The organism is Nocardia sp. NPDC049737 (assembly GCF_040674755.1).
Taxonomy (GTDB): domain Bacteria; phylum Actinomycetota; class Actinomycetes; order Mycobacteriales; family Mycobacteriaceae; genus Nocardia.
The window spans coordinates 64984-88007 of sequence record NZ_JBFANH010000021.1 but is presented as its reverse complement, the minus strand read 5'-3'; the positions used below and the strand labels follow the sequence as shown (position 1 = coordinate 88007).

Sequence of the window (23024 nt, the reverse complement as noted above, 5' to 3'; positions counted from 1 at the left end):
TCAACGCTCCTGTCCACAGACGGTGCCGATCGCGCCGGTCAGCACCCGTAGACCATGCTCGACCTCCTCGTCGGTGACCGTCAACGGCGGCAACAACTTCACCACTTCGTCCAGCGAACCGGACGTCTCCACCAGCAGCCCACGCTCGAAGGCCACCTGGCAGACCTTGCCCGCCTGGGATGGATCGTCGAAAACCACACCGTGCACCAGTCCGCGACCCCGCGTCGAAATGCCCGGGAAGTACTCGGCCGCCTGGGTCAGGGCCGCACCGATACGCTGCCCCTTCGCCTCGGTCGAGGCCTGCAGAGTGCCGTCGGACCAGAAGTGCTCCAACGCGGCCTGTGCGGTGATGAAGGCCGGGTTGTTACCGCGGAAAGTGCCGTTGTGCTCACCCGGCGCCCAGACGTCGAGCTCCGGCTTGAACAGCACCAGCGCCAGCGGCAAACCGTAGCCGCCGATGGACTTCGAGAGCGTCACGATATCGGGGGTGATGCCGGCGACCTCGAAGGAGAAGAACGGCCCGGTCCGGCCGCAGCCCATCTGCACATCGTCGACGATCAGCAAAATTCCGCGCGCAGTGCACAATTCGGACAGATGCCGCAGCCATTCCGGGCGTGCGATATTCACTCCGCCCTCACCCTGCACCGTTTCCACGATCACCGCGGCGGGCCGATCGAAACCGGAGGAGGTGTCGTCGAGCACCCGCTCCATCCACTGGAAGTCGGCGGTGGTGTTGTCGAAGTAGCCGTCATAGGGCATATGCGCGGCATGCACCAGCGGCACACCGGCGCCGGCCCGCTTGGCGGCATTGCCGGTCACCGACAGCGCACCCAGCGACATGCCGTGGAAGGCGTTGGTGAAGCTGATGATCGTCTCGCGTCCGGTGACCTTACGGGCCAACTTCAGCGCGGCTTCGACGGCGTTCGCGCCGGTCGGGCCGGGGAACTGGACCTTGTATTCCAGGCCGCGCGGCGCGAACACGGTATCGCGCAGGGTTTCCAGCAGCCCGCGCTTGGCCACGGTCGACATATCCAGGCCGTGGGTGATCCCGTCACCGGCGATGTAGTCCAGCAGCGGCTGCTTGAGCACCGGATTGTTGTGGCCGTAGTTCAACGCTCCCGCTCCGGCGAAGAAGTCGAGGTACTCCTTCCCGTCCTCGGCGCGCAACCAACTCCCGGACGCGGTGGTGAACACCGTCGGCCAGGCGCGGCAATAGCCACGAACATTGGATTCGAGCTCCTCGAAAATGGTCGTCTCGGCGGTAATCAACGTCGATCCTCCTGCTTTCGGGCGGTGGGGGCGATCAAATAGAGGTCTTCGGCAGCGTGGCTGTCCGGGAAGAGTTCGGAATCGAATAAGGGCTGCTTGGTCAGCTCGGCCGATCGGCGACGCGCCACCGAGGCGAACATCGCGATCGAGGCCGGATTGTCCGGTGCGATCGTGGTCTCCAGTGCCGAAACACCGGCGCCGGCCACGGTGTCGAGCAGCGTTTCCAGCAGCGCGACGCCGAGGCCGCGTCCCCGCTGTTCGTGCTCCACCGCGACCTGCCAGACGAACACCGTCTGCGGGGCCTGCGGACGCAGGTAGCCGATCACGAATCCGACGACCCGGCCACCGACTTCGGCAACCACCGAGGTGCTCGCGAAATCACGACACCACAGCAGGTAGGCGTAGCTGGAATTGGTGTCGAGGACCTGCGAATCCTTGGCGATCCGCCAGATCTCGGCCGCGTCACCGACTCTCGGCGGGCGCAGCACCGGCTGGGTGTGCGCTCCGGCAATCGGTACGGCCGAAGGATATTCGGTGACCGATGGTTCGATTGTCGTGGTGGACAAGGTGTGCAGTGACATACGTCTCCCTGGTCCGGTCTGCATTACTTATCCAGGCTTACGAAGCAACTTTGAGGTGAACCTGTCGATCTCTTTGCGGTTGTATTACGAAAAGAAAACAACCGCAGGCAGCGTCATACTTCGGTGCCATTGCGGCGTCGGTCACACTGCTCACCGCTGCAGATCGAGTCGGTAGCCGAGACCGCGCACGGTGACTACGACGCGCGGATCGGAGGCGTCGAGCTCGATTTTGGTGCGCAGGCGGCGCATATGAACATCGACGATCCGTTCATCGCCGAAAAAGCCGTCGTCCCATACTCTTTCGAGCAGAACGGTGCGGCTGAGCACCCGCCCGGGCGATTCGGCGAGCTCGCAGAGCAATTTGAATTCGGTGATGGTGAGCCGGATTTCATCCTCACCGCGGCGCACCGCACCACCGTCGCGATCCAGCACCAGCGGCCCGTCGGGGTGTGCGTCGAGTACCGCCTCGCGCGGCGCTTCGCGCTCCATAGTCAGGCGCGCGCGCCGGCGCAGCGCCCGCATGCGCGCGGAGATCTCCTTGATCTCGAACGGCTTGGTGACGTAGTCGTCGGCACCGGCCTCCAGTGCGGCCACCACATCATGGGTGTCATCACGCGAGCTGACCACAATGATCGGCACGTCGTGCTCGCGGCGGATCTCCCTGATGCAATCGAAGCCGTCCATGTCCCCGAGCATCAGTTCGACGATCATCACATCGGGAGCACCATTGTTGCGCAGATACGTCAGCGCGTCCTCGGCCTCCTGTGCCTCGGCAACGTCGTAACCCTCATCTTCCATGGCCGTGCGCAGTGCGCCACGTACCACTTCGTCGTCGTCAACGATCATCAGGTTTGCGGTCAAGCCCTCATCCCTTGCAACCACGCGGACGCGACGCGACGCGGAGACTCGCGTACCCAGAACCGACGCGAAAGTCCGCCTTCGAGCACCTTTGCCAACTGCTTGAATACCCCGGCCGACCAATTGGTAAACGGCAGGTCACGGGAAGTCGGTTAGCGTCCGGCTACCTCCACCCTGCGCATGAGGACCCGATTTGTGCAAATTGAACGTGACATGCGACACATTTCGGCCAGTGTCACCACTCGTCGCGATGGGATTGTTCCAGCCGGTTGAAGTTGCTCGGCCCGCCATCGGCCCTGCGCTCCTGATAGCGGAACATCAGCCGACGCGCATCGAAGGTGGCGAACCATTCGTCCCAACCCACCGCGCGCAGCACCGCGCCGCCATACCCGGGGAAATCGAAGCGCAGGACGCCGAGGCGACCACCGTATTCGCTGCCTGGCATGGTGGCCGGGCGCGCACCGCGCTGCTCGGCCCACCGCCGGATCACTTCATGATTGCGGGTGACGAGGAAGCGCCCGGGCTGCTGCGGGCCCTCGCCACGAACGACTGATTCCGGCGGTTTCTTCAGCGACCTCGAAGCCCCCGGTCCGCTGTACGGATCTCGGGTGGCCGGTCGTCGCTGATCGTTCATGACGACCTCCTTGCGCGTCGGCATCAATAGTCCGGTTCCTCTTCGCGTACCCGCGTGCGACGCCGGGCAAACCGTGGCTCCGATCACTACGAAAGACGTTGCGCGACAATGTATTACCGTCGCTATCAGTCGCGCAGTGCGTCGTCGCGCAACTTACCGAGCGTTCTGGACAGTATGCGCGAGACGTGCATCTGCGAAACGCCGAGCTGTTCAGCGATCTGGGACTGGGTCTTGGACTCGAAGAACCGCATGACCAGCACCTCGCGTTCGCGGTCGGGCAGTTCCTCGATCAGCGGCCGAACCGCCAGATAGTCCTCCACATACTGGTAGCTGGGCTCTTCCTCACCCAGGCTGTCCAGCAGCGGTTGCGGCGCGTTCTCGATGTCGTCACCGGCCACCGCGTCGATCGAACTCGACTGATAGGCATTGCCCGCGATGAGCGCCTGGGTGACCTCGACCAGATCCACACTCAGTTCCGCGGCGATCTCGCGGGCCTTGGGCAGCCGACCGAGCCGCTGCGATAACGCCTCGATGGTCGGACCGATGCTCAGCTGGATCTCCTTGGTGCGCCGTGGCACCCGAACCGCCCAGGTGTTGTCCCGGAAATGCCTGCGCACCTCGCCCATGATCGTCGGCACCGCGAACGACAGGAACGAGGAACCACGCGACACATCGAAGCGGTCCACGGCCTGCACCAGACCCAATCGGGCCACCTGCAGCAGATCGTCGAAGTTCTCCCCGCGCCCGGAGAATTTGCGCGCGATGTGTTCGGCCAGCGGCAGGCACCGGCCGATCAACTCCTCGCGCAACAGTTCTCGACGGTGATCGGCCGGGTCGATGGCGGCGATCTTTTCGAAGAGCGGCTCTATATTGTCGTAACTGTCGCGGTGCGCTCTCGAATCAGCCGCCATCACCACTCCGTGCCCAGCTGAAGTCGACGACGGTCGGGAATCCGGAGACCGCGCTGTCGAACGGCTCCTGCGCCGCCGAGATCGACTGTGTCAGCGTGCGGACGATGTGCCAGCCGAATCCGGCCTGACCGACCACCTTCTCCGACACCGCGACCGCGGCGACGCGCACGAACATTTCGTGATCGTTGTAGGTGAAATCGCAGTGCAAGGTCGAGCCTGGTGTTGCCTCCAGGATCAACGAAGTGGCCACCTCATCGAGCGCGAGCCGGATATCGACCACTTCATCGATCGCGAAATCCGCGATGAGCGCAACGGTTTCGGCGAGCGCGCGCAGCATGGTCAGCTGCTCCAACTCGGCAGGGATGCGTACCCCGATCGTCGTCGTCTTCTCCGCCGCGGACTGGGAACTCCAATCCCCCATGCCCATCACCACCTCTTTTCCTCCGAGCCGACCGGAACCTGCCTTCGGGTCGGGGGCCATTCGCGACTTACCCGGCCGGTCACGATCGAAACATCACAACCGGTGTGGATTCGACTCAGTCGGCCTCGATCCGTTCATGCGCAGTCAACAGCAGATGGTCGAACCGCGTGCGCATATCGGCCATCGAATCGGCCAGCGAGCCGAGATCGGCGACCAACCGTGCGGCCAGTGCCCGCAGTTTGATATTGGTCTCCTGGGAGCGCCAGCTCAGCACCCGGAACGCCTGTTCGGCACTGACGCCGTAGACCAGCATCAACGCGCCCTTGGCTTGCTCGATCACCGCCCGCGCCGCATACAGCTCGGGCAGCGTGCCGTCGAGGGTTTCCTGCTGCCGCTCCTCGAGTGCCTCGGTAACATCGATGTAGTACCCCGACGTCCCGATCACCGTTTCCGCCTCGTCGAGCATCTGATCGGCCACCACAATCACATGGTGCACGCGACCGGTCGTATCGATGATCCGGTGCCGACTGGAGAACGGCTGCGCATTCTCGATGGAGTTGGCCAGAGTGTCCGCGACCTGCGCCCGGTCCTCGGGATGCTTATGCGACAACAGCAGTTCGGTGGTCGGTGTCACCGTCCCCGGCTCGTATCCGTGCAACAGCGCGACCTCGTCGGACCACTCCCACCGTTGGTCGGCAAACCAGAAGTAAAAGGTGCCGACGTTCTGCACCTTACCCATGCCGATGACCCGGCCCAACGCTTTCGCCTGCTCGGGCGAAACCGATCCACTCTCCATCACAGCGCAAGTATGGAGCGTGATCATGCTCGGTGCCGGGATATCGGCCCGACCAGGGACTTAAGACCTCATTATGTGTCGAGTGCGGCACGCATGGTGGGGAAATCACAGCACACGGCGCGTACTCCGGTAATGGCGAGCACCCGCTCGATCTCCCGGCGACCCGCGACGATCCGCACATCGGGGCCGCCGTGCGCGGCGTGCTGTTTGATCGCGCCGATGGCGGCCGCGACCCGGATGCTCAGGAATTTGGTGGCGCGCAAATCCAGGACGACCGCATGGCACCGGGTCGCGACGGCACGTTCGAGCATCGCGCGGAATTCTGGGAGTGCGGCCGCGTCGAGTTCACCCTCGGCCCGCACCACCACACACTGTTTCCGGCGGTCGACCCGCTGTGCCCAGAACCGGTTGCGTGGTCGTTCACCGGCCGGATGCCGACCGTTTGATCGGTGCTGAAGAGCGGCTGACATGTCAAACCTCCCAACGGAGATACCGGTCCTGGGCGGCAGGATCGGATCGGCAGGAGGGCGACGGTTGGAGGAGTATCACTACGCTGCGTCGGTAGTCGCCACACTGTCGCGTGTCGCTGAGCGCTCCCGCTGGCCGAGTCCCGCGTGGTGTACCGCTTCGAACCCGGGTTCGGCTGTAATTCTCAACCGGTACAAGTCTGGCACGCCGGCGTGCCCCAGATCAACCATAATCAACCATCCGAGCCAGCGCGGCGGTCGCGCCAGCGCCAGGGCAACATCACCCAAGCCAACGCGAACAGCATCGCGACCACCACACCCGCCACCGCACCGGCGATGGCGCCCGCGACGGTGGCCATCACCAGAATCGTCGCACCGGTCAACGCGACGCCGAGCAGCGCGATCCCGGCCATCGCACAGCGATGGGCCGCGGCCACCACATTGCCCAGCCGATGTCGCCGGAACAGGATCCGATGCCACGATACCGGCGCGACCAGGAATACCGTCGCCCCCATCGCCGCGGAGACGGTGCCCAGATATAGCAGTCGCATCGGCTCGGACAAGGTGGTGAATCCGGCCTGGAACGGAAGGATCAGCAGGGCGCTGATCAAGAACTGCACACCGGTCTGCACGACGCGCAGTTCCTGCACCAGATTGGACCAATTGCGGTCCAGCCGTTGGGCTTCGGTCTCGTGCCTGGCTTTGCGATCCCATTCCTGATCATCGATGGTCACGGCAGTGTCATCGCCTTTCGATGTCGTCGCCATGGCTGCTCCTGGGTTCGCGCTCCGTGTTGGCGGCGTACCCGCGCCGGGTCGGCGTACACCCCGCGATCGGTGATCGCCAGCACCGCTGATTCGGTGTTCGACGGGCGGGTATGCGAAGGATGACGCCGATGCGATCGGCGGCGTCGTTTCGAGGAGGAGCGATCCATCATGAGAATCACCGGAAACGGCCGAGGTCGCATCGCCGCGGTGGCCGCCGCGGCCGCGCTGGCGGTCTTGGCGAGCGGCTGCGAGGAGGCCGAGAAGGCCGTGAACAAGGGCGGTGACACGCCCTGTAACGAATTCGTCGCGCAGGACAAGGACAAACAGCGCGTCACGGTGACCAAATTCCTCGAGCAGGAACGCAACGGTAATGCGCCGGCGACCAATGATCAGTCCGTCGACGCCTCGATCGCGGCCATCGAACTTATGTGCCGGGCGCAGGCCAATCCGGACACCCCTATCCGCAAAGCCGACTTGACCGGCATCCTGGTGCCGAAGTAATTCTGGTGACGAAGTAATGGGTTGCCGGACATATTGTCCGACAACCCATTACTTTCATGTGCAGCGATTATCGATAATCACTGCCCCTGCTGGTAAGCGCGCTGGCGCTGTTCGTCGAGCTTGGCTTCGGCGCGCTGCTTCTCGGCGGCCGCTTCCTTGCTGGCTGCTTCACGCTGTGATTCCGCCTTATCCTGCTGGGCCTTGCCTTCGTCCCGCAGGTCGTCCTTTCCGAAGACTGCGCCGGCGGCCTCCTTGACCTTGCCCTTGGCGTCTTCGACGACGCCTTCGACACCTTCACGGGGACCACTCTTGTGCTCGGACACGATATCTACCTCCGAAATATCGGTTTTCAGGTGGACATTCGCCGCATACCCGGGATCTCTCGGTTGAATCGGAACTGCGCATTTTCTTTGTGGATTCCGGAAATTCTCGCCCGCGTATCGGGATGTTTCGGCGGCGCGGCAACGGTTATCGCCGGAGCATGAGGTCCCTGTGGTTGAACGATGCCGAAGTGCCGGCGCGCCTGCGGCTCACGCCGGGGCTGCGGTTCGACACCGTCGTGATCGGCGCCGGGCTCACCGGCTTGGTGACCGCCCTACTGTTGGCCGAGAGCGGGGTCGACGTGGCGGTACTGGAGAGTAAGCGCGTCGGTGCGGGCACGACCGGTGCCAGCACGGCGAAGATCAGTCTGCTGCAAGGGATTCGAGCGCAGCGGATCCGCGCTCGACACGGCGATCGGGCGGTGACCGACTATGTCGAGGCCAATCGCGAAGGGCAGCAATGGTTATTGCGGTATTGCGCCGAGCATTCCGTGCCCATCCAGCGCGTCCCGGCGCTTACCTACGCTCAGTCCAAGTCTGAAATGGCCGCTGTGCGAAGGGAATACGAGGCGACACGGGCCGCCGGCCTGGCCACAACACTCGTCGAGGAACTGGAGGTGCCTTTCCCGGCGCACGGTGCGGTCCGGCTAGACAACCAGGCCCAGCTCGATCCGATGGCGCTGCTGGCCAGTTTGGCTGCCGATATCGAATCGCGCGGCGCGCCGATCTTCGAATCCACCCGGGCCAAGGGCGTGCACAGCGGCGAACACGACCAGTTGGTCGTCGAAACCGAGCACGGCGATCTGGTTGCGCGCACGATCATCCTGGCCACCGGCACCCCGATACTCGACCGCGGCGGTTTCTTCGCCCGGCTCACTGCCGAGCGCTCCTATCTGAGCGCCTTCCGGGTAGCCGAGCCGATTCCGCACGAAATGTTCATCAGCGCGGGCGAGCCGACCCGGTCGCTGCGGTATACCCCGGGTCCCGATGGCGCGGATCTGCTGCTGGTCGGCGGCAACGGCCACGTAGTGGGGCGCACGGATGCGGCGAGCCGCCGGGTCGAGGAGTTGATCGCATGGACACGGCGCTGCTTCCCCACCGCCGAACCGCTGCAGAGCTGGTCCGCTCAGGACTATCACCCGGTCGACGAACTGCCGTACGTCGGACCGCTGCTGCCCGGGCAGAATCACATCCTGCTCGCCACCGGTTACGCCAAGTGGGGTTTGACGAACGGTATTGCCGCGGCCTTGGCGCTCGCCGGCCGGATCAACGGCAAACCACCGCAGTGGGCCGATACCTTCGCCAGCTGGCGCCCGAGCGAGCTGAAGTCGATACCCGCCGCTGTATTCGCCAATAGCTCTGTGGCCCAACAACTTTCCTTCGGCTGGCTGCGCATGCTCGGCACCGGCCTCGGTGCAGCGCCTGCCGAGGGCAGCGGCCGCGTCGAACGCCACGGGCTGCGCCCGACCGCCGTATGCACTGTCGACGGCGCCACCACCGAGGTCTCCGCGGTCTGCCCACATCTGGGTGGCATCGTGCGCTGGAACGATGCCGAGCAATCCTGGGACTGCCCGCTGCACGGATCCCGATTCGCCGCCGACGGCACCCTGCTCGAGGGGCCGGCCACCGACTCGCTGACGCCGATTTCCGGCCCGTTCCCCGGCCCCGTGACTCAGGACTGAGCGCGTCCCACACAGCGCCGACACCACGGCACCCTGAGCGCAAGCTAGGAATTTGATCGACGGCGGAGGACAATATTCGCAGCGAGGAATGTTCCAGGCTGATCGTTCGTGTTCGACAAATCGCTTCGCCCACCGATTGAGCGGCGAAAACTGACGACATGCACCGAAACGGCGAGCGCCCGAAAGGGCTCAGTGTTTCCGCGTTGGCGGCGGTAGCGAACCCGTCGTACTCGCGAATCGACACATGGAATCTGCTCGACGACGCGTGCCGTCGGCTCGCCGACGTCAACCGTGCCGGGCTGGACACCACCCACGAAGCCGCCCAGGTGCGGCGCCTGCTCGAGCGTCTCGGCGCCTTCGAGCGGTATTGGCTGTACCCAGGCGCGGCGAGACTGGCGGCGTTTCGCGGATATCTCGCCGATCTTGCGACGGTGCGGCTCACCGAGGAGGTGTCGCTGGCTGTGCGCCTGCTCTCCGAGTACGGCGACGGTACAGCCGTGTTCGACACGTCCGCGCCCTTGGCCGATCAGGAACTCGTGGCGCGGGCCAAACACCAGCAGTTCTTCACTGTCCTGCTCGGCGACGATTCCCCGCCCGAGGTTCCCGAGAGCCTGGCGCAGAGCCTGCGGGCGCTTCGCGACGCATCCGACGATGTGCAGTTCGAGTTGCTTGTCGTGTCGAGCATCGAGGACGCCATCACCGCCGTCGCCTTGAACGGCGAGATTCAGGCCGCGATCATCCGGCATGACCTGCCACTTCGTTCACGCGACAGAGTGCCGTTGATGACCACATTGCTCGGCGTCAACGACGACGTGGTCGTGACCGACCGCACCCAGAACTGGGTCGAATGTGGCGAGTGGATCAGGCAGTTGCGGCCTCATATCGATCTGTACCTGCTCACCGACAAGTCGATCGCCGCGGAGACCCAGGACGAGCCGAACGTCTACGACCGCACGTTCTATCGGCTCAACGATGTCACCGACCTGTACAGCACGGTGCTCGCCGGCTTCCGGAGCCGGTACGCCACACCGTTTTTCGACGCCCTGCGTGCCTATGCGGCCGCGCCGGTCGGCCAATTCCACGCCCTTCCCGTCGCGCGTGGCGCCAGCATCTTCAACTCCAAAACGCTGCAGGATATGGGCGAATTCTACGGTCGCAACATTTTCATGGCCGAGACGTCGTCCACCTCCGGCGGGCTCGACTCGCTGCTGGACCCACACGGCACGATCAGGGCGGCGATGGACAAAGCCGCGAGGACATGGTGTGCCGATCAGACGTACTTCGTCACCAACGGAACGTCCACCGCGAACAAGATCGTTGTGCAGGCCCTGACCCGGCCGGGCGACATTGTTCTGATCGACCGCAATTGCCACAAGTCGCACCACTATGGCCTGGTGCTCGCCGGGGCATACCCGATGTACCTGGAGGCCTACCCGCTCGAGCCGTTCGCGATCTATGGAGCCGTATCCCTGCAGACCATCAAGAAGGCGCTGTTGGACCTCGAGGCGGCCGGACAGCTGGACCGAGTGCGCATGCTGCTGCTCACCAACTGCACTTTCGACGGCATCGTCTACAACCCCCGGCGCGTGATGGAGGAGGTCCTGGCTATCAAGCCGGACATTTGCTTCCTGTGGGATGAGGCGTGGTACGCGTTCGCAACCGCGGTGCCGTGGGCCCGGCAGCGGACCGCGATGGTTGCCGCCGCACAACTCGAGTCGACACTGTCCTCGCCCGGGTACGCCGAGGAATACCGCGCGTGGCGTGCGTCGATGGAGGGAGTCGACCGCACCCAGTGGAGCAACCGTCGTCTGCTTCCCGACCCCGGGCGCGCGCGGGTACGCGTGTATGCGACGCATTCCACCCACAAGTCGCTGTCGGCGCTTCGGCAGGCGTCGATGATCCATGTCCGCGACCAGGATTTCAAAGCTCTCGCCCGAGAAGCGTTCGGTGAGGCGTTTTTGACCCACACCTCGACGTCGCCGAACCAACAACTGCTGGCGTCGTTGGACTTGGCGCGTCGGCAGGTCGACATCGAGGGCTTTCAGCTGGTCCGGCACGTCTACGACATGGCGCTGGTCTTCCGCCACCGCGTCCGCAAAGACCGGCTGATCGGCAAGTGGTTCCGCATCCTCGACGAGGACGACCTGGTGCCCGACGAATTCCGGCCCTCCGAAGTCAGCTCTTACCGACAGGTCAGGCAGGGTGGCTTGGCGGAGTGGAACGAGGCGTGGCGGTCCGATCAGTTCGTGCTCGATCCGACTCGGGTCACCCTGTTCATCGGCAAGACCGGCATGAACGGGTTCGAGTTCCGCGAGAAAGTTCTGATGGACCGGTTCGGTATCCAGATCAACAAGACCTCGATCAACAGTGTGCTGCTGATCTTCACGATCGGCGTCACCTGGTCGAGCGTGCACTACCTGCTCGACGTGCTGCGCCGAGTGGCCACCGACTTCGAGCGCAGCCAGGGTGCGGCCGGAAAGGCTGATCGCGCCCTGCAGCAGCGCCGGGTCGACGAGATCACCAAGGATCTGCCCGCGCTACCCGACTTCAGCGAGTTCGATAGCGTATTTCGTCCCGACGGCGCCCGCTCGTTCGGCGACATGCGATCGGCCTTCTATGCCGGGTATGAGGATTCCGACCGCGAACACATCCTGCTCGGTGACGCCGGGCGACGGATCGCCAAGGGTAAGACTCTGGTGTCCACCACATTCGTGGTCCCCTATCCGCCCGGCTTCCCGGTGCTGGTTCCGGGGCAGGTGATCTCGACGGAGATCCTGTATTTCCTGGCCGAACTCGATGTCAAGGAAATTCACGGATACAACCCCGACCTCGGATTGTCGGTCTTCACCGAGGCCGCACTCGCACGGCTGGCCGCAACTCGGCACGCAATTGCCACGGCGTCCGGCGATGTGTCGCAGACAGCGACGGCGCTGGAATCAGCTCGCGCATTGGATCGGATGCAGTCGCGATAGCGCGCACGGTATCGGCTCGTCAGTTGTATTCGCGGCTGGTGAGCCAGCGCACCGTGTCGGTGTCATGGTGGTCGAAGAACAGGGATGAGCCGGTATCGAGGGCGGCGATGCGGTTCATTTCCTCGTCGGTGGGGGGCCTTGGCGGTGCAGCATGGCCCGCCATTCGCCGTAGTAGTCGCCGAGGGGCTGGTGGATCAGATACAGATCGAGGTAGTCCAGGCCGAAGCGCTGCAGAGAGGCGTCGAAGGAGCGTTTCGTGGCTTCCTCGGCCGAGCCGAGCCGTTGCGCGAGTCCTGGATCCACAGTTTCGTGGTGACGAACAGGTCTTCACGCGCGATCCCAGAGGCCGCGATCGCGCGACCGACGGCTTCCTCGTTGCCGTAGCTGACAGCGGTTTCCAGCAGCCGGTAGCCGGTGGGGCCGAGCTCGGTCAGCTCGGCGTCGATGGCGCCGAAGAAGTTGATTCTCGCTGTGCGCAGGGCTGATGTGCGCCAAGACTTCGTCGTCGACGTGTCGGCCTGCCCGGCGCGTCTGTTCAACGGCGAGCCCGTAATACTCTGTGGTTCAGGCGATTCGTGCGGCGCAGCGCCTGTGCTCCTCGAGCGCGGCCGCGAGGGTGTTCTGCCGGTCCGAGGCCGACAGCTTGCCGACCAGCAGCGAGGCGGTGGCGTGCCCGCACTTCAGCGACCCGGAAAGCCGCAGCAGGTCGTCTCAGCGCTCGGCGATCAGGCCGAGGATGGCGCGGCGGGTCATCAGCGGGCCGGCGTGCGGGAACCGGGCCTCGGTATCTGCGCCCGGGCATATCCGCCCGATTTTCGGCCGATACTACGGCGACCCCGAATCCGGCGACGATCGCATCACCAGCTGTCGGGGTCGTCGCCGTGGAGTCGTTTCAGGGCCAGGTCGATCCAGGTTTCGAAGTAATTGGTGAGATCGCCGGTGGTGGCGGGGCGGATGGTGATGTGCTCGCGGGTTTGCTGCTGAACGTATCGGCCATCGCCCTCGGCATCGAACCATCCGAGGGCATACCAGGGGGCCGGGCGGCTGTGCAGGTATCCCGCGAGCAGGCCGGCGACGCCCGCGCCGGAGCGGTGCTGAGTGAGACGATCGAAACGTTCCAGCGGACTATTGCGGCCATGACCGTTGTTACTGGAACGCAGGTCCTCGACATGGAAGGTGTCCGGTTTAGCGCTGCCCGGAGGAACCGAGGGCAGAATGCCGGCCAAGCGCGCAGCCAGCTGTTCGGTGCGGAACAGCCGACAGCGGATAGGGCTGTCGACACCGCCCGTGGCGGTCTGGGTCAGCATCACCGCGTGATATGGGGTCCGGGCCCCGAGGACGCGGTATTCACGGGGTTCGCCCTTGCCGAGAACCGTTGATTCACCGCCGATTTCGATACGCAGCTCGGAGGTGGTGAGAGTGTGCAGGGCGAGGTTGATCTGCTCGGTTTCCTCGACACCGTAGCGGGTGCGCACGGCGACCCGATGCGCGGCGACCTCATCGTTGGTGGCCAAACGGCTGACATAGCGCAGCGGGTCCGGGAACCGGTCGTTCGCGTCGCTGTACCAGAGCGCCGCGAAATCGTCCGGTTCCCAACTCCATTCGGCCATCGTGGTCATCCAATCAACATCATGCGGCGGACTCGGCGCCGCCCGGGTACTGCGTAAGTACCTCGGGACAGGCGGCGAGCCAACGAAATTCAGGCAGGAAACGCCCCGGCCACCGATGCTTCGACCGGCGGCCGGAGATCAGCTCGGTGTCGATCCGGGTTCGGCGTGGTCACCGCCGATCACGCCGCCGGGAACAGATTTCGGGGCAGGACCGAGCAACTCTTCGGTGTTCTCCATATTCCGAAGCCACTCGGGGAGCTGATGGGACTCGTCGTCGCCCTTGGATTGGCCACGACCACCGCCCATCCCGCCCATGCCCGACATTCCTGAGGTGCCGGTGCTGGTGGTCGCCGCACGTGCCGCGTTGGCTGCCGTGCCGGTGGCGGTCGGTGTACCGGGAACGCTGCTGCCGGGCTTGCCCGAGGTGGTGCCGGAGGTGCCGCCCAGCCCGCTGCCGTTGCTGCCCGTTCCGCCCGGGTAGCTGCTCGGCGTCGTCGAAGTACTCGTCGTGGGAGTCACCGAACTCGGTTGGGTACCGGAGGTGCTCGACGGGGTCTGCGACGAATCGGTACTTGTGGGAGTGGTCGACGACGGATCCTGCGAACTGTTCGTCGTCGGATCGGTTGCGGGCTGCGAATTTTCGTTCTGGTCGCCCTTGCCCTGGTTACCGGTCCCGGACGTCGGGTTACCGCCACCGTTTCCACTGGTCCCCGGGGTGTAGCCATCGTTCTTGGTTTCCGGTGGCTTGTACAACGGATCGGTTGGGCTGTTCGGTACCGGGAGCACTGGAATCTGCTTATCCGCCGAAACGAATGTGTTTACGTAGTGACTGCGCATGGCTTCCCGTGCGGAACTCTCGCAATCGTTGCGCACCGCAGCGGAATTCGGACCATGGTAAATGCCCAGGTTCCAGCTCTTCGGGTTGTACCACGTTCCCCCGTCCGGCGGCTTGTCCACGGCATTCTGAGTATCGTTGACGCCCTTGGCCGCTGCTGACACTCGGTCTGCGAGGTTCTGCAGCGGTGTTGTCAGGTCCAATGCGGCCTTGGCGTATTTGCTGATCGCTTCCCGCGAACTCTTCGCGGCATTGCCGTCCCAGGCGGCCGAGCTCGAATGATTGATCCGGTTGGCGAAAAGTTCTGCCGCCGAGGCCCACGACGTGGCGATCTGCGCATACTCGCCGGAGCCATCGTGAGCCTCGGTCGTGTTCAGCGGAGTGAACGCGTTGTAAATCTCCCAATGGTTCCAACTATCGACATGCTCACCGCCACCAGCAATCTTCGAGGGCTCGTTCGAATCGGTCATTTCGAGGCTCCGACAGCCGGGGCTGAGATCACGCCTGGTTGGTTTAGGGTACCGATCTGGCTGGCTTCCTTATTCGCCATCAACGCGTTGTACTCAGCGGCGAATTCTTGGTCCTGCTCGACGTATTTCTGGGCGATTGTGCGATGCAGGGTTTGGATGTCGTCAACGATCTGGTAGTGCTGCTCCAGCATGTCGTAGACGTTGTTGTTCGAGTCCGTGGCTGGATTGACAATCTTGGCCTTACCACGGAAGCGAGCCACCAGCGTGGCGGCCGAGATCATACCGTCCGTCGACTCACCGAGACCCCAGTTCTTTCGGTTCGAGATCCTTTCAGCGATCCGCTGAAGTCGGCGGATCTCTTCTTTGAAAGCCTCGCAGTCGCGCTCGATGTAGACGAACTCGTCGGCGTTGACACGCACTTTGTCGCTGAAACTGACAGTCAGTTTGCCGTCCTGAGCGTCCTTGATCGCGCTGGCCAGCGGGCCCGACGATGATGATGTCGTGGAGTCGCTCATAGTTCGTGGTCCTCCCCCAGGGTTTCCGACAGTGATCGACCGGAGTTCGTTCAAGTCTAGAGAGTGGCAGGTATCGCTGGAACGATCCCTTTCCCGAGACGCTTGGCGATGTCGCAGGAGTGCTGGGAGGCAGTCAGTTTGGCCGAAGGCGGGTTGGTGATACTGACCTCCAGGCTGCCGCCCCTCATATCGACAATCAGTATGCAGTTCTCATGTTGATCCGTCTTATCATCGCTTGGGCGATAGGTAAGTGCCGCCCGCCCAGCCACATTGGACTCTTCGGTGACAGTGAACTGACTGTTCGCACGCACCATCGCCAAGGTGATATTGGTGGTGTCGATCGTGACAGCGTATCCATCGCCACCACGCTGAACCCAGTCGCAGCCGCGCCACTTGTAGCCGCCGGGCCTATCTGTGATGTCCGGCGTCGGCTTGATCAGCTGTTCCTGCTGAATCACCGACTGCGGGATGTCTTTACACGCATCGAACCCCGCTGGCACATCCGCCGCGATGGTTGCCGTCGACGACGCACTGTTCACGCTGCCCTTCGAGTCCCCACCGGAGTTGCACGCCGAGACCAGTACAACCACCCCCGCACCGAGAACCACACCCCGGACCACACCGCTGCAGCTAGCCATCTCGTCCTCTCGCACCGGTGCCATCCCAGACCCGGGGTCGGACCGGCTTCCCCGCCCCCGCAAGCTCGTCTAGACGGTACCGGCCAGGTCACCACCATGCAAAGCGATCATCGCGGTTTCGATCGCGGAGGAACGCTGAATCGGAAGAACCCCAGATGCCGAAAGCATCTGGGGTTCCTACGATTTCACATGCACACGCTACTCAGGACGGCTTGAACTCCCCGCCCTGCACACCCTCCGTGAACGCATCCCACTCGGCGGGCCTGAACACCAGAGCCGGGCCCGTGGGGTTCTTCGAGTCCCGCACCCCGACCATGCCCCCATCGAGGTGTGCGACCTCCACGCATTCCTTCGTCGAGCTGCTGCGGCTGCTCTTGTACCAGTTCGCCCCGGACAGATCGACGCTCACGTCCTGTACTCCTTCGCTATCGCCAGGATTTTTCGCCTGGACTCGCTCTCGTCCAACGCTACACGCCCGATCTCGGCGAGCGCAGTTCGATAATGTCCCACTTCTTCCTCACGCTCTAAGTACAAGTCACCGGCGTACCCCTCGACGTAGACGATCGGCGGTTCGACCAACTTGGACTGCGGCAAGGGCGGAAATTCCATTAGGAAGCACGATCCGACCAACACGCCGAGATGGTTGCGGGCGTTGAATGGGACGACTCGTATCGAAACATTCGGCAAGGCGCCAACTTCGGCAAGTCGATGCAGTTGTTCCGCCAAAACTGCTGGGCCTCCGACCTCTTCGCGGAGGACGGCCTCCGACAACAAGACCTCCACAGTCAGACTTGGGTCTTCGAGACGTCTCTGCCTCCGTATTAACCACTCGATTCGCCTCTCGATCTGCTCAGTTGGCAGCTCGGGGGGATTCAGCCCAAGCTATCGCACGGCGATAGTCCGGAGTCTGGAGCAACCCCGGAACAATGGCTACCTTCCACGCCGTCAATCGACTCGCAGCCTCCTCCAAAGCCAGGTAATGGTCGAAGTCCCCAGTGATCTGATCGGCATACGAACGCCACCAGCCGCCGCCCCGCTCCCGCGCGGCCCGCACCTCCTGCACCAGCCCAACAGGATTCGCCGTTCGTCGTCGGTGGCTCCATAGGCATCGCACAGGGCGTTGATCTGAAAGCTGGTGATCCGGGTCGATCGCCCCTCCTCTATACGGCCGATCGATTGGGGGGAGGTTTCGGCCAGCCTGGCCGCCTCGGCTTGATACATGCCCTTGACTGTCCGCAATCGGCGCAGTTCACGACCGAGGGCACGGCGCGCGAGGGTACTGCCGGTAACGCTCATATCGTTAGCCTCACTATGTAGTGACCGGACTTTTGGAAGCCGTCAGCAGGTGGCGCTCACGTGGCGGTATCCGCGGAGAAAGTTTGGCGATAATACGACGGAAGCGGGCGATTGGGGATGCCGTTTTCCGAAGGCCGGGTGTCTACTTGCATCACCCCGGTAGCCGGGATGAACCCACTGCCTAAGCGAACCACTTTGTAGCACAGGCAGTTTCGGCCTCGGCTACCGGGCATTCCAAATACCCACACTCACATTCGGAGTATCCGCATGCACGGCCTGCCGGTAGCGAACCACAGCGAATTGCCCGTGATGACAATCGAATACGCGCATGTAATCATGCAGAGCCACTTGGACTGCCAGGCGTCGATATGCCCGGTCAAGGCGCAGGCGAAGAAGCGGCTCATCGAGGCCGGCCGGTTCGTCCCGGCCGATGTTCCGCATCTGGGATTCTGATATGGCTGCCGATGCCGTCCGGCACCAGTATCCGAGCCATGCGATGTCACCGGCCCAGATGCATCGGGAGATATCCCGCGCCTTACACGCCGACTGCACGGTGCGGACGTGTGAGATGTTGCGCGGCTGTTGGATACGCCTGATCGAGACGGGACATCCGCACCCCACCGATTCGTCCGCCGACTGCCCCACCTGCACCCGATCGTCTGCCTGACAACAGATTGCCAATACGGAACAACCAAGAGGTGCTGCCCAATGCTCGCTCAGATCCCCGCTCTGATGATCCCGCTCATTCCCCTCCCTTACAGGGTGTGGCCGGTGCGGAAACTGCACGCCGATCCGGGCGCGGAGAACACCGGTCAGGCGGGCCGATGACCGCCAGAAAGCCGAACCGCCGCCAATCGCCGGCCACAGATTGCAATCCACCACTGCCGCAACGTGATCCGTTCATCGGGCCATCGGCCATCTACAGCGGCGCCCCAGCCGATGTGGTCGAGCGGTTCGCGGAAGCGGTCCGCAAATGGGCAAATCAGCCTGTTCCCGCGGAGTCCACCACCGCACGGCGGCAGAGTAATTCAGGCTGACCACGTTCCGTGCCAGCTGTGCGGCAGTGGCAGCACCGGCTCGAGGATCGCCAATTGCGCATTGGTCATCGATATCGGACACAAACCGATGTGCTGGCGGGATCGTGCTGGCGCGGGCATCTGCGGGTTGTCCGACGGCACGGTCATACCCGAGGTCAACGATGTCGAGCACACCAGGCCTGGCTCGGGCGGCCGCGAGCAACGGCGCCGGGCCGGGCAAGGTCTCGCTCAGGCCTCGCTGTACTCGGCCAGCTTCGAGTTCAGGTAGTCCCACGGGAAATTGGGGCCGACATCGGTGTGTGTGCCTTCGCGCTTGCCGATGGTATAGGCGTTGTGGTCGGCGATCCCGGCCTCGTCGTTGCCGAGTTGTTCGGGTGTGATCGTGCGAATCGGAATACCGTACTTGCGAGCGTCCTGCACGGCGATCCATGCGGCACAGTCGATTCCGGCCCGCATGTTCGAGAACCACTCATCCCGCGTCCAGGCCACGCGCGAGCCCGCGAAGCACAGATTGATCGAGCGAGGATTACCGCTGATCACGGCCCACGCGGAATTGTCGGTATCAACCACGTCGATCACTGTCCCGGAGTTGTCCACGGTGTAGTGGTAGGACACGCCCGAATTGGCATTCTGCAGGTAGTGCGCCAGCGACTGGGCATCGCCGTCGCCTTCCTGGGTGTGCAGCAGGAACCAGATAACCTGCTCGCCGTCGCGGGAGTCGCAGTTGGGACTGACGCCGGTCTGGTCGTCTTGCTTGGTGATAGGTGATGTCGCCATGATGTACCCCCTCGGGTTATCGGGTGTTGGTGGCGGCCGACCACTGTCCGTAGTCGGGTTTAAGGACATCGCTGACGTCGATCCCGACGCCGGCGATCTCGCGGTGGTCGATCTCGATCTGGTGCAGGTGCGCCTTGGGGTGATCACCGTTGATGGCGGGATCGCCGGACCAGTTGTGCTGCCAGAACCATTGGGCGACACCGTCTTCCAAAGCCCAGTCGATGCAGCGGGCATTGCAGTAGACGCCGGTCCACTCGGCGCCGACCACCGAGGCCCAGCCACGCAGGAACGGAGCGATGAGATTGTTCCAGTCGTCGAGGCCCGGGTTGTCGTCGACGGGAGCGTAGAGCGGACGGTCGCCGGGGCCGCCCGCCTCGAAGTGCAGGCGCAACGCCGTCTCGGCATGCCGGGCGCCACCGTCGTAGCCGCCACGCCAGTCGGCCGTGTCCGCTTTGCCGTACTGGTAGTTGGTGACGATCTCGAGGCCCGCCGCGCGCAACCGGTCGCAGTAGTCGCGCCGCAGTGGTTTGGCGGCGAAATTCGTTCCGGGTCTCGACTCGGAGAAGTATCCGACGACCCCGGCAAACCCTGCGGTCTGGATGTTGCCGGGCTCGATGAGAGCTGCGGAGAAATCGATCAACCGCGTCATGATTGTCCTGTCCTCTTTGACGGCTGGGTATCGCCGGTTGGACAGGCAGGGACTTCCTCAGCGCAGCATCGCATGCCGATTCGACGCGCGTGTCGCACCATTTTCCTTCCACTTGTGTTGCACGACAAGGGATCCCGTCCGCACGCCGCAGGACGGCATGTGTGGAGGAATTCAAAGGCAAGATGCGGCACGCGTCACGAGATCGGTCTGCTCGCAAGATGATTCGGCGCTAAGTCAGTGTTCCCCTGTGCCCCCGCCCCCCGTTTAGGCCATTCGCTTGATGGGGAAGCATACAACCGGAACCGGATAGTTGAAGCCAGAACCAGTCCAAACGTGTTGTTGTGCATACTTTATCGTGGCCTGGTCCGAATGCGGTCTCAGCCTTCCTCGACAGCACCCCAACCGGTCGATGTCCTGGACATCGCTATTCGGCTACAGCGTGTTCGCGGCTGCGCACCGAGCTGTCGGAATACGAGGCGCCAAGGTGTTGGACACAATCACCGAGCAGGGACTTCGCTCTCCAATGGTCGGGCCCGCTCGAGAATCTCGTCGACGGTCTGCTCCACGGTGAGATCGGAAGTGTCCAACCATAATCCGATGCGCGGAGTCTGCGCCCGCAGCGCCTCGTCCAGGCTGTCGACGGTGAAGCCGTCGTAGGCGACCTTGGCCCGGCCCGCCTCGCGCGCAGCGACCACGGCCGGTTTCGGCGCGAGCACCACCACATATCGCGGCCTGGTCCGGATGCGGTCGAGGGTGTAGGGCAGGAACTCCCCGAGCACGACATCCTGGATGATGGCGGTGAATCCGGCCGCGGCATACGCATCGGCGGTGTGCGCGGCCAGTGCGTGCCGCAGCCGCAGTTGGTCCAGTGCTTCCGTCGACGGCTCCGGACTCATATCCGCTCGGCCGCCGATGATGAAGCGCCGGAACGCATCCCCGCGCACATGCGCCGAGCGCGGCAGCCGCTGCGCCAATGCCTGGGCGACCGTGGACTTGCCGGCGGCCTGGATGCCGGTTATCAGATAGACGGCGGATTCCATATCCGCCATGATCGCAGCCGAGCGCCACTTATTTTCGGCCGCCGTAGCGCCGACTCAGCTCGCGCGGTGGATCGGATGCAGTCGCGATAGTGCGCGCACGGCGTCGGCGCGCGAGATGAGCTGGTCGCCATCGAGTTCGGCGATGGCCGCCTCCATCCACTCCCGGATCAGTGTCGACATGCCGATGCCACGGCTGTCGGCGAGCTGCTTGACTCGGGTGTGCAGCTCCAGCGGCATGCGAATGGAGCTGGTCACCACAATGTCGTCTCCGGGGGCGAGTGGCGGCGGCGCCTTCTCCGGCGGGACCGGGTCGTCGCTGAAGGTCAGCCGATCCATGAACGCCGCGACTTCGTCCGGGGTGGACGGGAAATCCTTATCGCTCATCACCGGTTCTCCTGTTCCCACTCCTCGAACATTTTCAGTTCGTCGGCGCGCATTTCCCGGGCGCCGATGATCAGCCAGGTCCACTGGTCCTGTTGGCGCGTCGCCACGATCAGCGGCCGCCCGGTGCCCGTGCGACCCCAGACCGACAACACCATCACGTGCCCGTCATCGGCGTTCCGCGGCCAGCGCCGTGCGCTTTCGAGGACTTGGCGTACCTCCCGGGGTCCGATGCCGATCAAATGCGCGAACGCCCAGTCCGGCCACTCGAACCCCATGGCCACATACTACGCGCATAGTAACCGACCGATCGGTCCTAGTCGCCACCATTTGACGCGTAGGATTTTTCCTACCTATAGTCGGGATCGTGAACATCACCCATGCCAAGGTCGTTACCGTGCCCGTCGCCGATCAGGAACGGGCCAAGGACTTCTATGTCGACACCCTCGGATTCGAGGTGCTGGTGGATCAGCAGATGGGGCCGGTGCGCTGGCTACAGGTCGCACCAAAGGGCGCCCAGACCGCGTTCACGCTGGCCAGTACGGAGCAGGGATTCACGCCCGGCAGTTCTACCGGCGTCATCCTCGAAACCGCCGACCTCGATGCGGACTGTGCGGCGCTGGCCGAGGCAGGTGTGGCGGTCGAGGGACCGACCGACCTGCCCTGGGGACGTCAGGCCACGCTGACCGATCCCGATGGCAACCGCTTCGTTCTGGCCGCCGCGGGCCGGTGACCGTCGAGGCGCCCGAGGGGCGGGTCTTCGCGGCGTTGGCCAGTCCGGTTCGGCGCGAGGTGCTGCGGCTGCTACGCGAGGGCGGACCGCAACCGGTGACCGATCTGGCCGCGCATTTCGACATGGCGCGGCCGAGCTTCTCCGAACATCTGCGGGTGCTGCGGGAGGCCGAATTGGTCAGCGAGAACAAGGTCGGGCGGCAACGGCTGTACCGGCTCGAGGCGGCCCCGCTGTACGAGATCCAAGAGTGGTTGCACCCGTTCGAGCGGTTCTGGCGCGAGAAGTTGACCGGGCTGCGTGAACTGCTGGACACCATGGAACAGGAGAGAGAATGACCGACGATCCGACCACTATTCACGTGGACGAATTCCTTGCGCACCCACCGGCGAAGGTGTGGCGCGCGCTGACCGAACCGGAGTTGCTCGCACGGTGGTTCATGCCATCCGACTTCCGGCTCGAGGTCGGGCACCGCTACACCATCGACGCGAAAGCTGTTCCGGCGACCGGCTTTTCCGGCGTGATCGCGGCCGAGGTGCTGGCCTTCGAATCGGAGCGGATGCTGCGCGTCGGCTGGCGCGATGCCGAGCCGAATGCCGAGCATGCTGCCAACTGGACGATCACCTGGACGCTGGAGCCCGAGGGCAAGGGCACCCGACTGTTCTTGGCACACGCCGGATTCGATCCGGACCACCCGCTCCAGCAGAGGGCCCGCACGATCATGGACGCCGGTTGGCGCTCCCATGTCATGCGACGCATCGACGAGGTACTGCAGGAGCTCGAACCGAACCTCGGGCGCTGAGTCGCGCCGCGTTGCGCTGCCGGTGCAACCGCAAACGTTGTATAGAGCCTGCAGCCGAATCAACG

General features: G+C 64.0%; 30 protein-coding genes and 2 pseudogenes. 7 read left to right on the top strand and 25 right to left on the bottom strand.

Annotation, left to right across the window (positions count from 1 at the left end):
- From ectB to AB0J47_RS26565, 9 genes are all read right to left on the bottom strand, one after another.
- A complete protein-coding gene (gene ectB / locus AB0J47_RS26605; RefSeq protein ID WP_364351431.1) occupies positions 1–1269 on the bottom strand; it encodes a diaminobutyrate--2-oxoglutarate transaminase in 1269 nt (422 codons plus the stop codon).
- Entirely contained in the window at positions 1266–1850 is a 585-nt protein-coding gene (gene ectA / locus AB0J47_RS26600) for a diaminobutyrate acetyltransferase (protein WP_364351428.1), read from the bottom strand. Before ectA ends, ectB begins: the two co-directional genes overlap by 4 nt.
- 150 nt (positions 1851–2000) lie before the next feature.
- The gene (locus tag AB0J47_RS26595) at positions 2001–2711 is read right to left on the bottom strand and encodes a response regulator transcription factor (RefSeq protein WP_364351425.1); all 711 of its coding nucleotides are present in this window, start codon (positions 2709–2711) and stop codon (positions 2001–2003) included.
- A 232-nt stretch (positions 2712–2943) separates the two neighbouring features.
- Positions 2944–3342: a hypothetical protein gene (locus AB0J47_RS26590; RefSeq protein WP_364351422.1), complete on the bottom strand. Its 399-nt coding sequence runs from the start codon at positions 3340–3342 to the stop codon at positions 2944–2946.
- A gap of 125 nt (positions 3343–3467) precedes the next feature.
- Positions 3468–4253, bottom strand: a complete 786-nt coding sequence (locus AB0J47_RS26585; RefSeq protein ID WP_364351419.1) for an RNA polymerase sigma factor SigF — start codon at positions 4251–4253, stop codon at positions 3468–3470.
- Complete coding sequence (locus AB0J47_RS26580; protein WP_364351416.1) at positions 4243–4674, bottom strand: anti-sigma factor; 432 nt, start codon at positions 4672–4674, stop codon at positions 4243–4245. The genes AB0J47_RS26585 and AB0J47_RS26580 overlap by 11 nt, the downstream gene beginning before the upstream one ends.
- A gap of 115 nt (positions 4675–4789) precedes the next feature.
- Positions 4790–5413: a PAS and ANTAR domain-containing protein gene (locus AB0J47_RS26575; RefSeq protein ID WP_364351657.1), complete on the bottom strand. Its 624-nt coding sequence runs from the start codon at positions 5411–5413 to the stop codon at positions 4790–4792.
- A 128-nt stretch (positions 5414–5541) separates the two neighbouring features.
- The gene (locus tag AB0J47_RS26570) at positions 5542–5940 is read right to left on the bottom strand and encodes an STAS domain-containing protein (protein WP_364351413.1); all 399 of its coding nucleotides are present in this window, start codon (positions 5938–5940) and stop codon (positions 5542–5544) included.
- A 230-nt stretch (positions 5941–6170) separates the two neighbouring features.
- Positions 6171–6704 (bottom strand): DUF6328 family protein, encoded by a 534-nt coding sequence (locus AB0J47_RS26565; RefSeq protein WP_364351410.1) that lies wholly within the window; start codon positions 6702–6704, stop codon positions 6171–6173.
- Positions 6705–6872: 168 nt separating this feature from the next.
- Between AB0J47_RS26565 and AB0J47_RS26560 the strand changes: the two genes are divergently transcribed.
- Positions 6873–7205, top strand: coding sequence for a hypothetical protein (locus AB0J47_RS26560; RefSeq protein ID WP_364351407.1), 333 nt, complete (start codon positions 6873–6875; stop codon positions 7203–7205).
- A 77-nt stretch (positions 7206–7282) separates the two neighbouring features.
- On the opposite strand, the gene AB0J47_RS26555 is transcribed toward AB0J47_RS26560, so the two are convergent.
- Positions 7283–7528 (bottom strand): CsbD family protein, encoded by a 246-nt coding sequence (locus AB0J47_RS26555; RefSeq protein WP_364351404.1) that lies wholly within the window; start codon positions 7526–7528, stop codon positions 7283–7285.
- Between the two features lie 173 nt (positions 7529–7701).
- On the opposite strand from AB0J47_RS26555, the gene AB0J47_RS26550 reads away from it, so the two are divergent.
- Both AB0J47_RS26550 and AB0J47_RS26545 read left to right on the top strand, forming a co-directional pair.
- Entirely contained in the window at positions 7702–9207 is a 1506-nt protein-coding gene (locus AB0J47_RS26550; RefSeq protein ID WP_364351401.1) for an FAD-dependent oxidoreductase, read from the top strand.
- 158 nt (positions 9208–9365) lie between these two features.
- Positions 9366–12179 carry an aminotransferase class I/II-fold pyridoxal phosphate-dependent enzyme gene (locus AB0J47_RS26545; protein ID WP_364351398.1) on the top strand — a complete coding sequence of 938 codons (2814 nt, stop codon included), beginning with the start codon at positions 9366–9368 and terminating at the stop codon, positions 12177–12179.
- 174 nt (positions 12180–12353) lie between these two features.
- Here the strand turns inward: AB0J47_RS26545 and AB0J47_RS26540 are convergent.
- From AB0J47_RS26540 to AB0J47_RS26495, 10 genes and pseudogenes are all read right to left on the bottom strand, one after another.
- Positions 12354–12592, bottom strand: a pseudogene (locus AB0J47_RS26540) (aldo/keto reductase); the annotation flags it as partial.
- Positions 12578–12962 (bottom strand): annotated as a pseudogene (locus AB0J47_RS26535) (Tn3 family transposase); the annotation flags it as partial. The pseudogenes AB0J47_RS26535 and AB0J47_RS26540, both read right to left, overlap by 15 nt.
- 74 nt (positions 12963–13036) lie before the next feature.
- Complete coding sequence (locus tag AB0J47_RS26530; RefSeq protein ID WP_364351395.1) at positions 13037–13798, bottom strand: ESX secretion-associated protein EspG; 762 nt, start codon at positions 13796–13798, stop codon at positions 13037–13039.
- 129 nt (positions 13799–13927) lie between these two features.
- Positions 13928–15094 (bottom strand): hypothetical protein, encoded by a 1167-nt coding sequence (locus AB0J47_RS26525; RefSeq protein ID WP_364351392.1) that lies wholly within the window; start codon positions 15092–15094, stop codon positions 13928–13930.
- Positions 15091–15609 carry a hypothetical protein gene (locus AB0J47_RS26520; protein WP_364351389.1) on the bottom strand — a complete coding sequence of 173 codons (519 nt, stop codon included), beginning with the start codon at positions 15607–15609 and terminating at the stop codon, positions 15091–15093. The genes AB0J47_RS26525 and AB0J47_RS26520 overlap by 4 nt, the downstream gene beginning before the upstream one ends.
- A 56-nt stretch (positions 15610–15665) precedes the next feature.
- The gene (locus AB0J47_RS26515; protein ID WP_364351386.1) at positions 15666–16247 is read right to left on the bottom strand and encodes a DUF3558 domain-containing protein; all 582 of its coding nucleotides are present in this window, start codon (positions 16245–16247) and stop codon (positions 15666–15668) included.
- A gap of 202 nt (positions 16248–16449) precedes the next feature.
- Positions 16450–16656 carry a DUF397 domain-containing protein gene (locus tag AB0J47_RS26510; protein ID WP_364351383.1) on the bottom strand — a complete coding sequence of 69 codons (207 nt, stop codon included), beginning with the start codon at positions 16654–16656 and terminating at the stop codon, positions 16450–16452.
- On the bottom strand, positions 16653–17108 hold the full coding sequence (locus AB0J47_RS26505) for a DUF5753 domain-containing protein (protein ID WP_364351654.1): 456 nt from the start codon (positions 17106–17108) through the stop codon (positions 16653–16655). Before AB0J47_RS26505 ends, AB0J47_RS26510 begins: the two co-directional genes overlap by 4 nt.
- Entirely contained in the window at positions 17098–17196 is a 99-nt protein-coding gene (locus tag AB0J47_RS26500) for a Scr1 family TA system antitoxin-like transcriptional regulator (RefSeq protein ID WP_364351380.1), read from the bottom strand. The genes AB0J47_RS26505 and AB0J47_RS26500 overlap by 11 nt, the downstream gene beginning before the upstream one ends.
- Positions 17193–17543, bottom strand: coding sequence for a helix-turn-helix transcriptional regulator (locus AB0J47_RS26495; protein WP_364351377.1), 351 nt, complete (start codon positions 17541–17543; stop codon positions 17193–17195). The genes AB0J47_RS26500 and AB0J47_RS26495 overlap by 4 nt, the downstream gene beginning before the upstream one ends.
- A gap of 309 nt (positions 17544–17852) precedes the next feature.
- Between AB0J47_RS26495 and AB0J47_RS26490 the strand changes: the two genes are divergently transcribed.
- Positions 17853–17996 (top strand): hypothetical protein, encoded by a 144-nt coding sequence (locus AB0J47_RS26490; protein WP_364351374.1) that lies wholly within the window; start codon positions 17853–17855, stop codon positions 17994–17996.
- A gap of 812 nt (positions 17997–18808) precedes the next feature.
- Here AB0J47_RS26490 and AB0J47_RS26485 read toward each other — a convergent pair.
- From AB0J47_RS26485 to AB0J47_RS26465, 5 genes are all read right to left on the bottom strand, one after another.
- Positions 18809–19357: an N-acetylmuramoyl-L-alanine amidase gene (locus AB0J47_RS26485; protein WP_364351371.1), complete on the bottom strand. Its 549-nt coding sequence runs from the start codon at positions 19355–19357 to the stop codon at positions 18809–18811.
- A gap of 16 nt (positions 19358–19373) precedes the next feature.
- On the bottom strand, positions 19374–20006 hold the full coding sequence (locus tag AB0J47_RS26480) for a DUF1906 domain-containing protein (protein WP_364351368.1): 633 nt from the start codon (positions 20004–20006) through the stop codon (positions 19374–19376).
- A gap of 497 nt (positions 20007–20503) precedes the next feature.
- Positions 20504–21055, bottom strand: a complete 552-nt coding sequence (locus tag AB0J47_RS26475; RefSeq protein WP_364351365.1) for an AAA family ATPase — start codon at positions 21053–21055, stop codon at positions 20504–20506.
- A 45-nt stretch (positions 21056–21100) separates the two neighbouring features.
- Positions 21101–21430, bottom strand: coding sequence for a hypothetical protein (locus AB0J47_RS26470; protein ID WP_364351362.1), 330 nt, complete (start codon positions 21428–21430; stop codon positions 21101–21103).
- Positions 21430–21705 carry a hypothetical protein gene (locus AB0J47_RS26465; RefSeq protein WP_364351359.1) on the bottom strand — a complete coding sequence of 92 codons (276 nt, stop codon included), beginning with the start codon at positions 21703–21705 and terminating at the stop codon, positions 21430–21432. Before AB0J47_RS26465 ends, AB0J47_RS26470 begins: the two co-directional genes overlap by 1 nt.
- Before the next feature lie 89 nt (positions 21706–21794).
- Here AB0J47_RS26465 and AB0J47_RS26460 point away from each other — a divergent pair, with 89 nt between their 5' ends.
- From AB0J47_RS26460 to AB0J47_RS26450, 3 genes are read left to right on the top strand one after another with little or no spacing between them, the layout of a single operon-like run.
- Positions 21795–22160, top strand: a complete 366-nt coding sequence (locus AB0J47_RS26460) for a glyoxalase superfamily protein (RefSeq protein WP_364351356.1) — start codon at positions 21795–21797, stop codon at positions 22158–22160.
- Positions 22157–22495, top strand: coding sequence for a metalloregulator ArsR/SmtB family transcription factor (locus AB0J47_RS26455; RefSeq protein WP_364351353.1), 339 nt, complete (start codon positions 22157–22159; stop codon positions 22493–22495). The genes AB0J47_RS26460 and AB0J47_RS26455 overlap by 4 nt, the downstream gene beginning before the upstream one ends.
- Positions 22492–22959: an SRPBCC domain-containing protein gene (locus AB0J47_RS26450; protein ID WP_364351350.1), complete on the top strand. Its 468-nt coding sequence runs from the start codon at positions 22492–22494 to the stop codon at positions 22957–22959. Before AB0J47_RS26455 ends, AB0J47_RS26450 begins: the two co-directional genes overlap by 4 nt.
- Positions 22960–23024 lie beyond the last annotated feature (65 nt).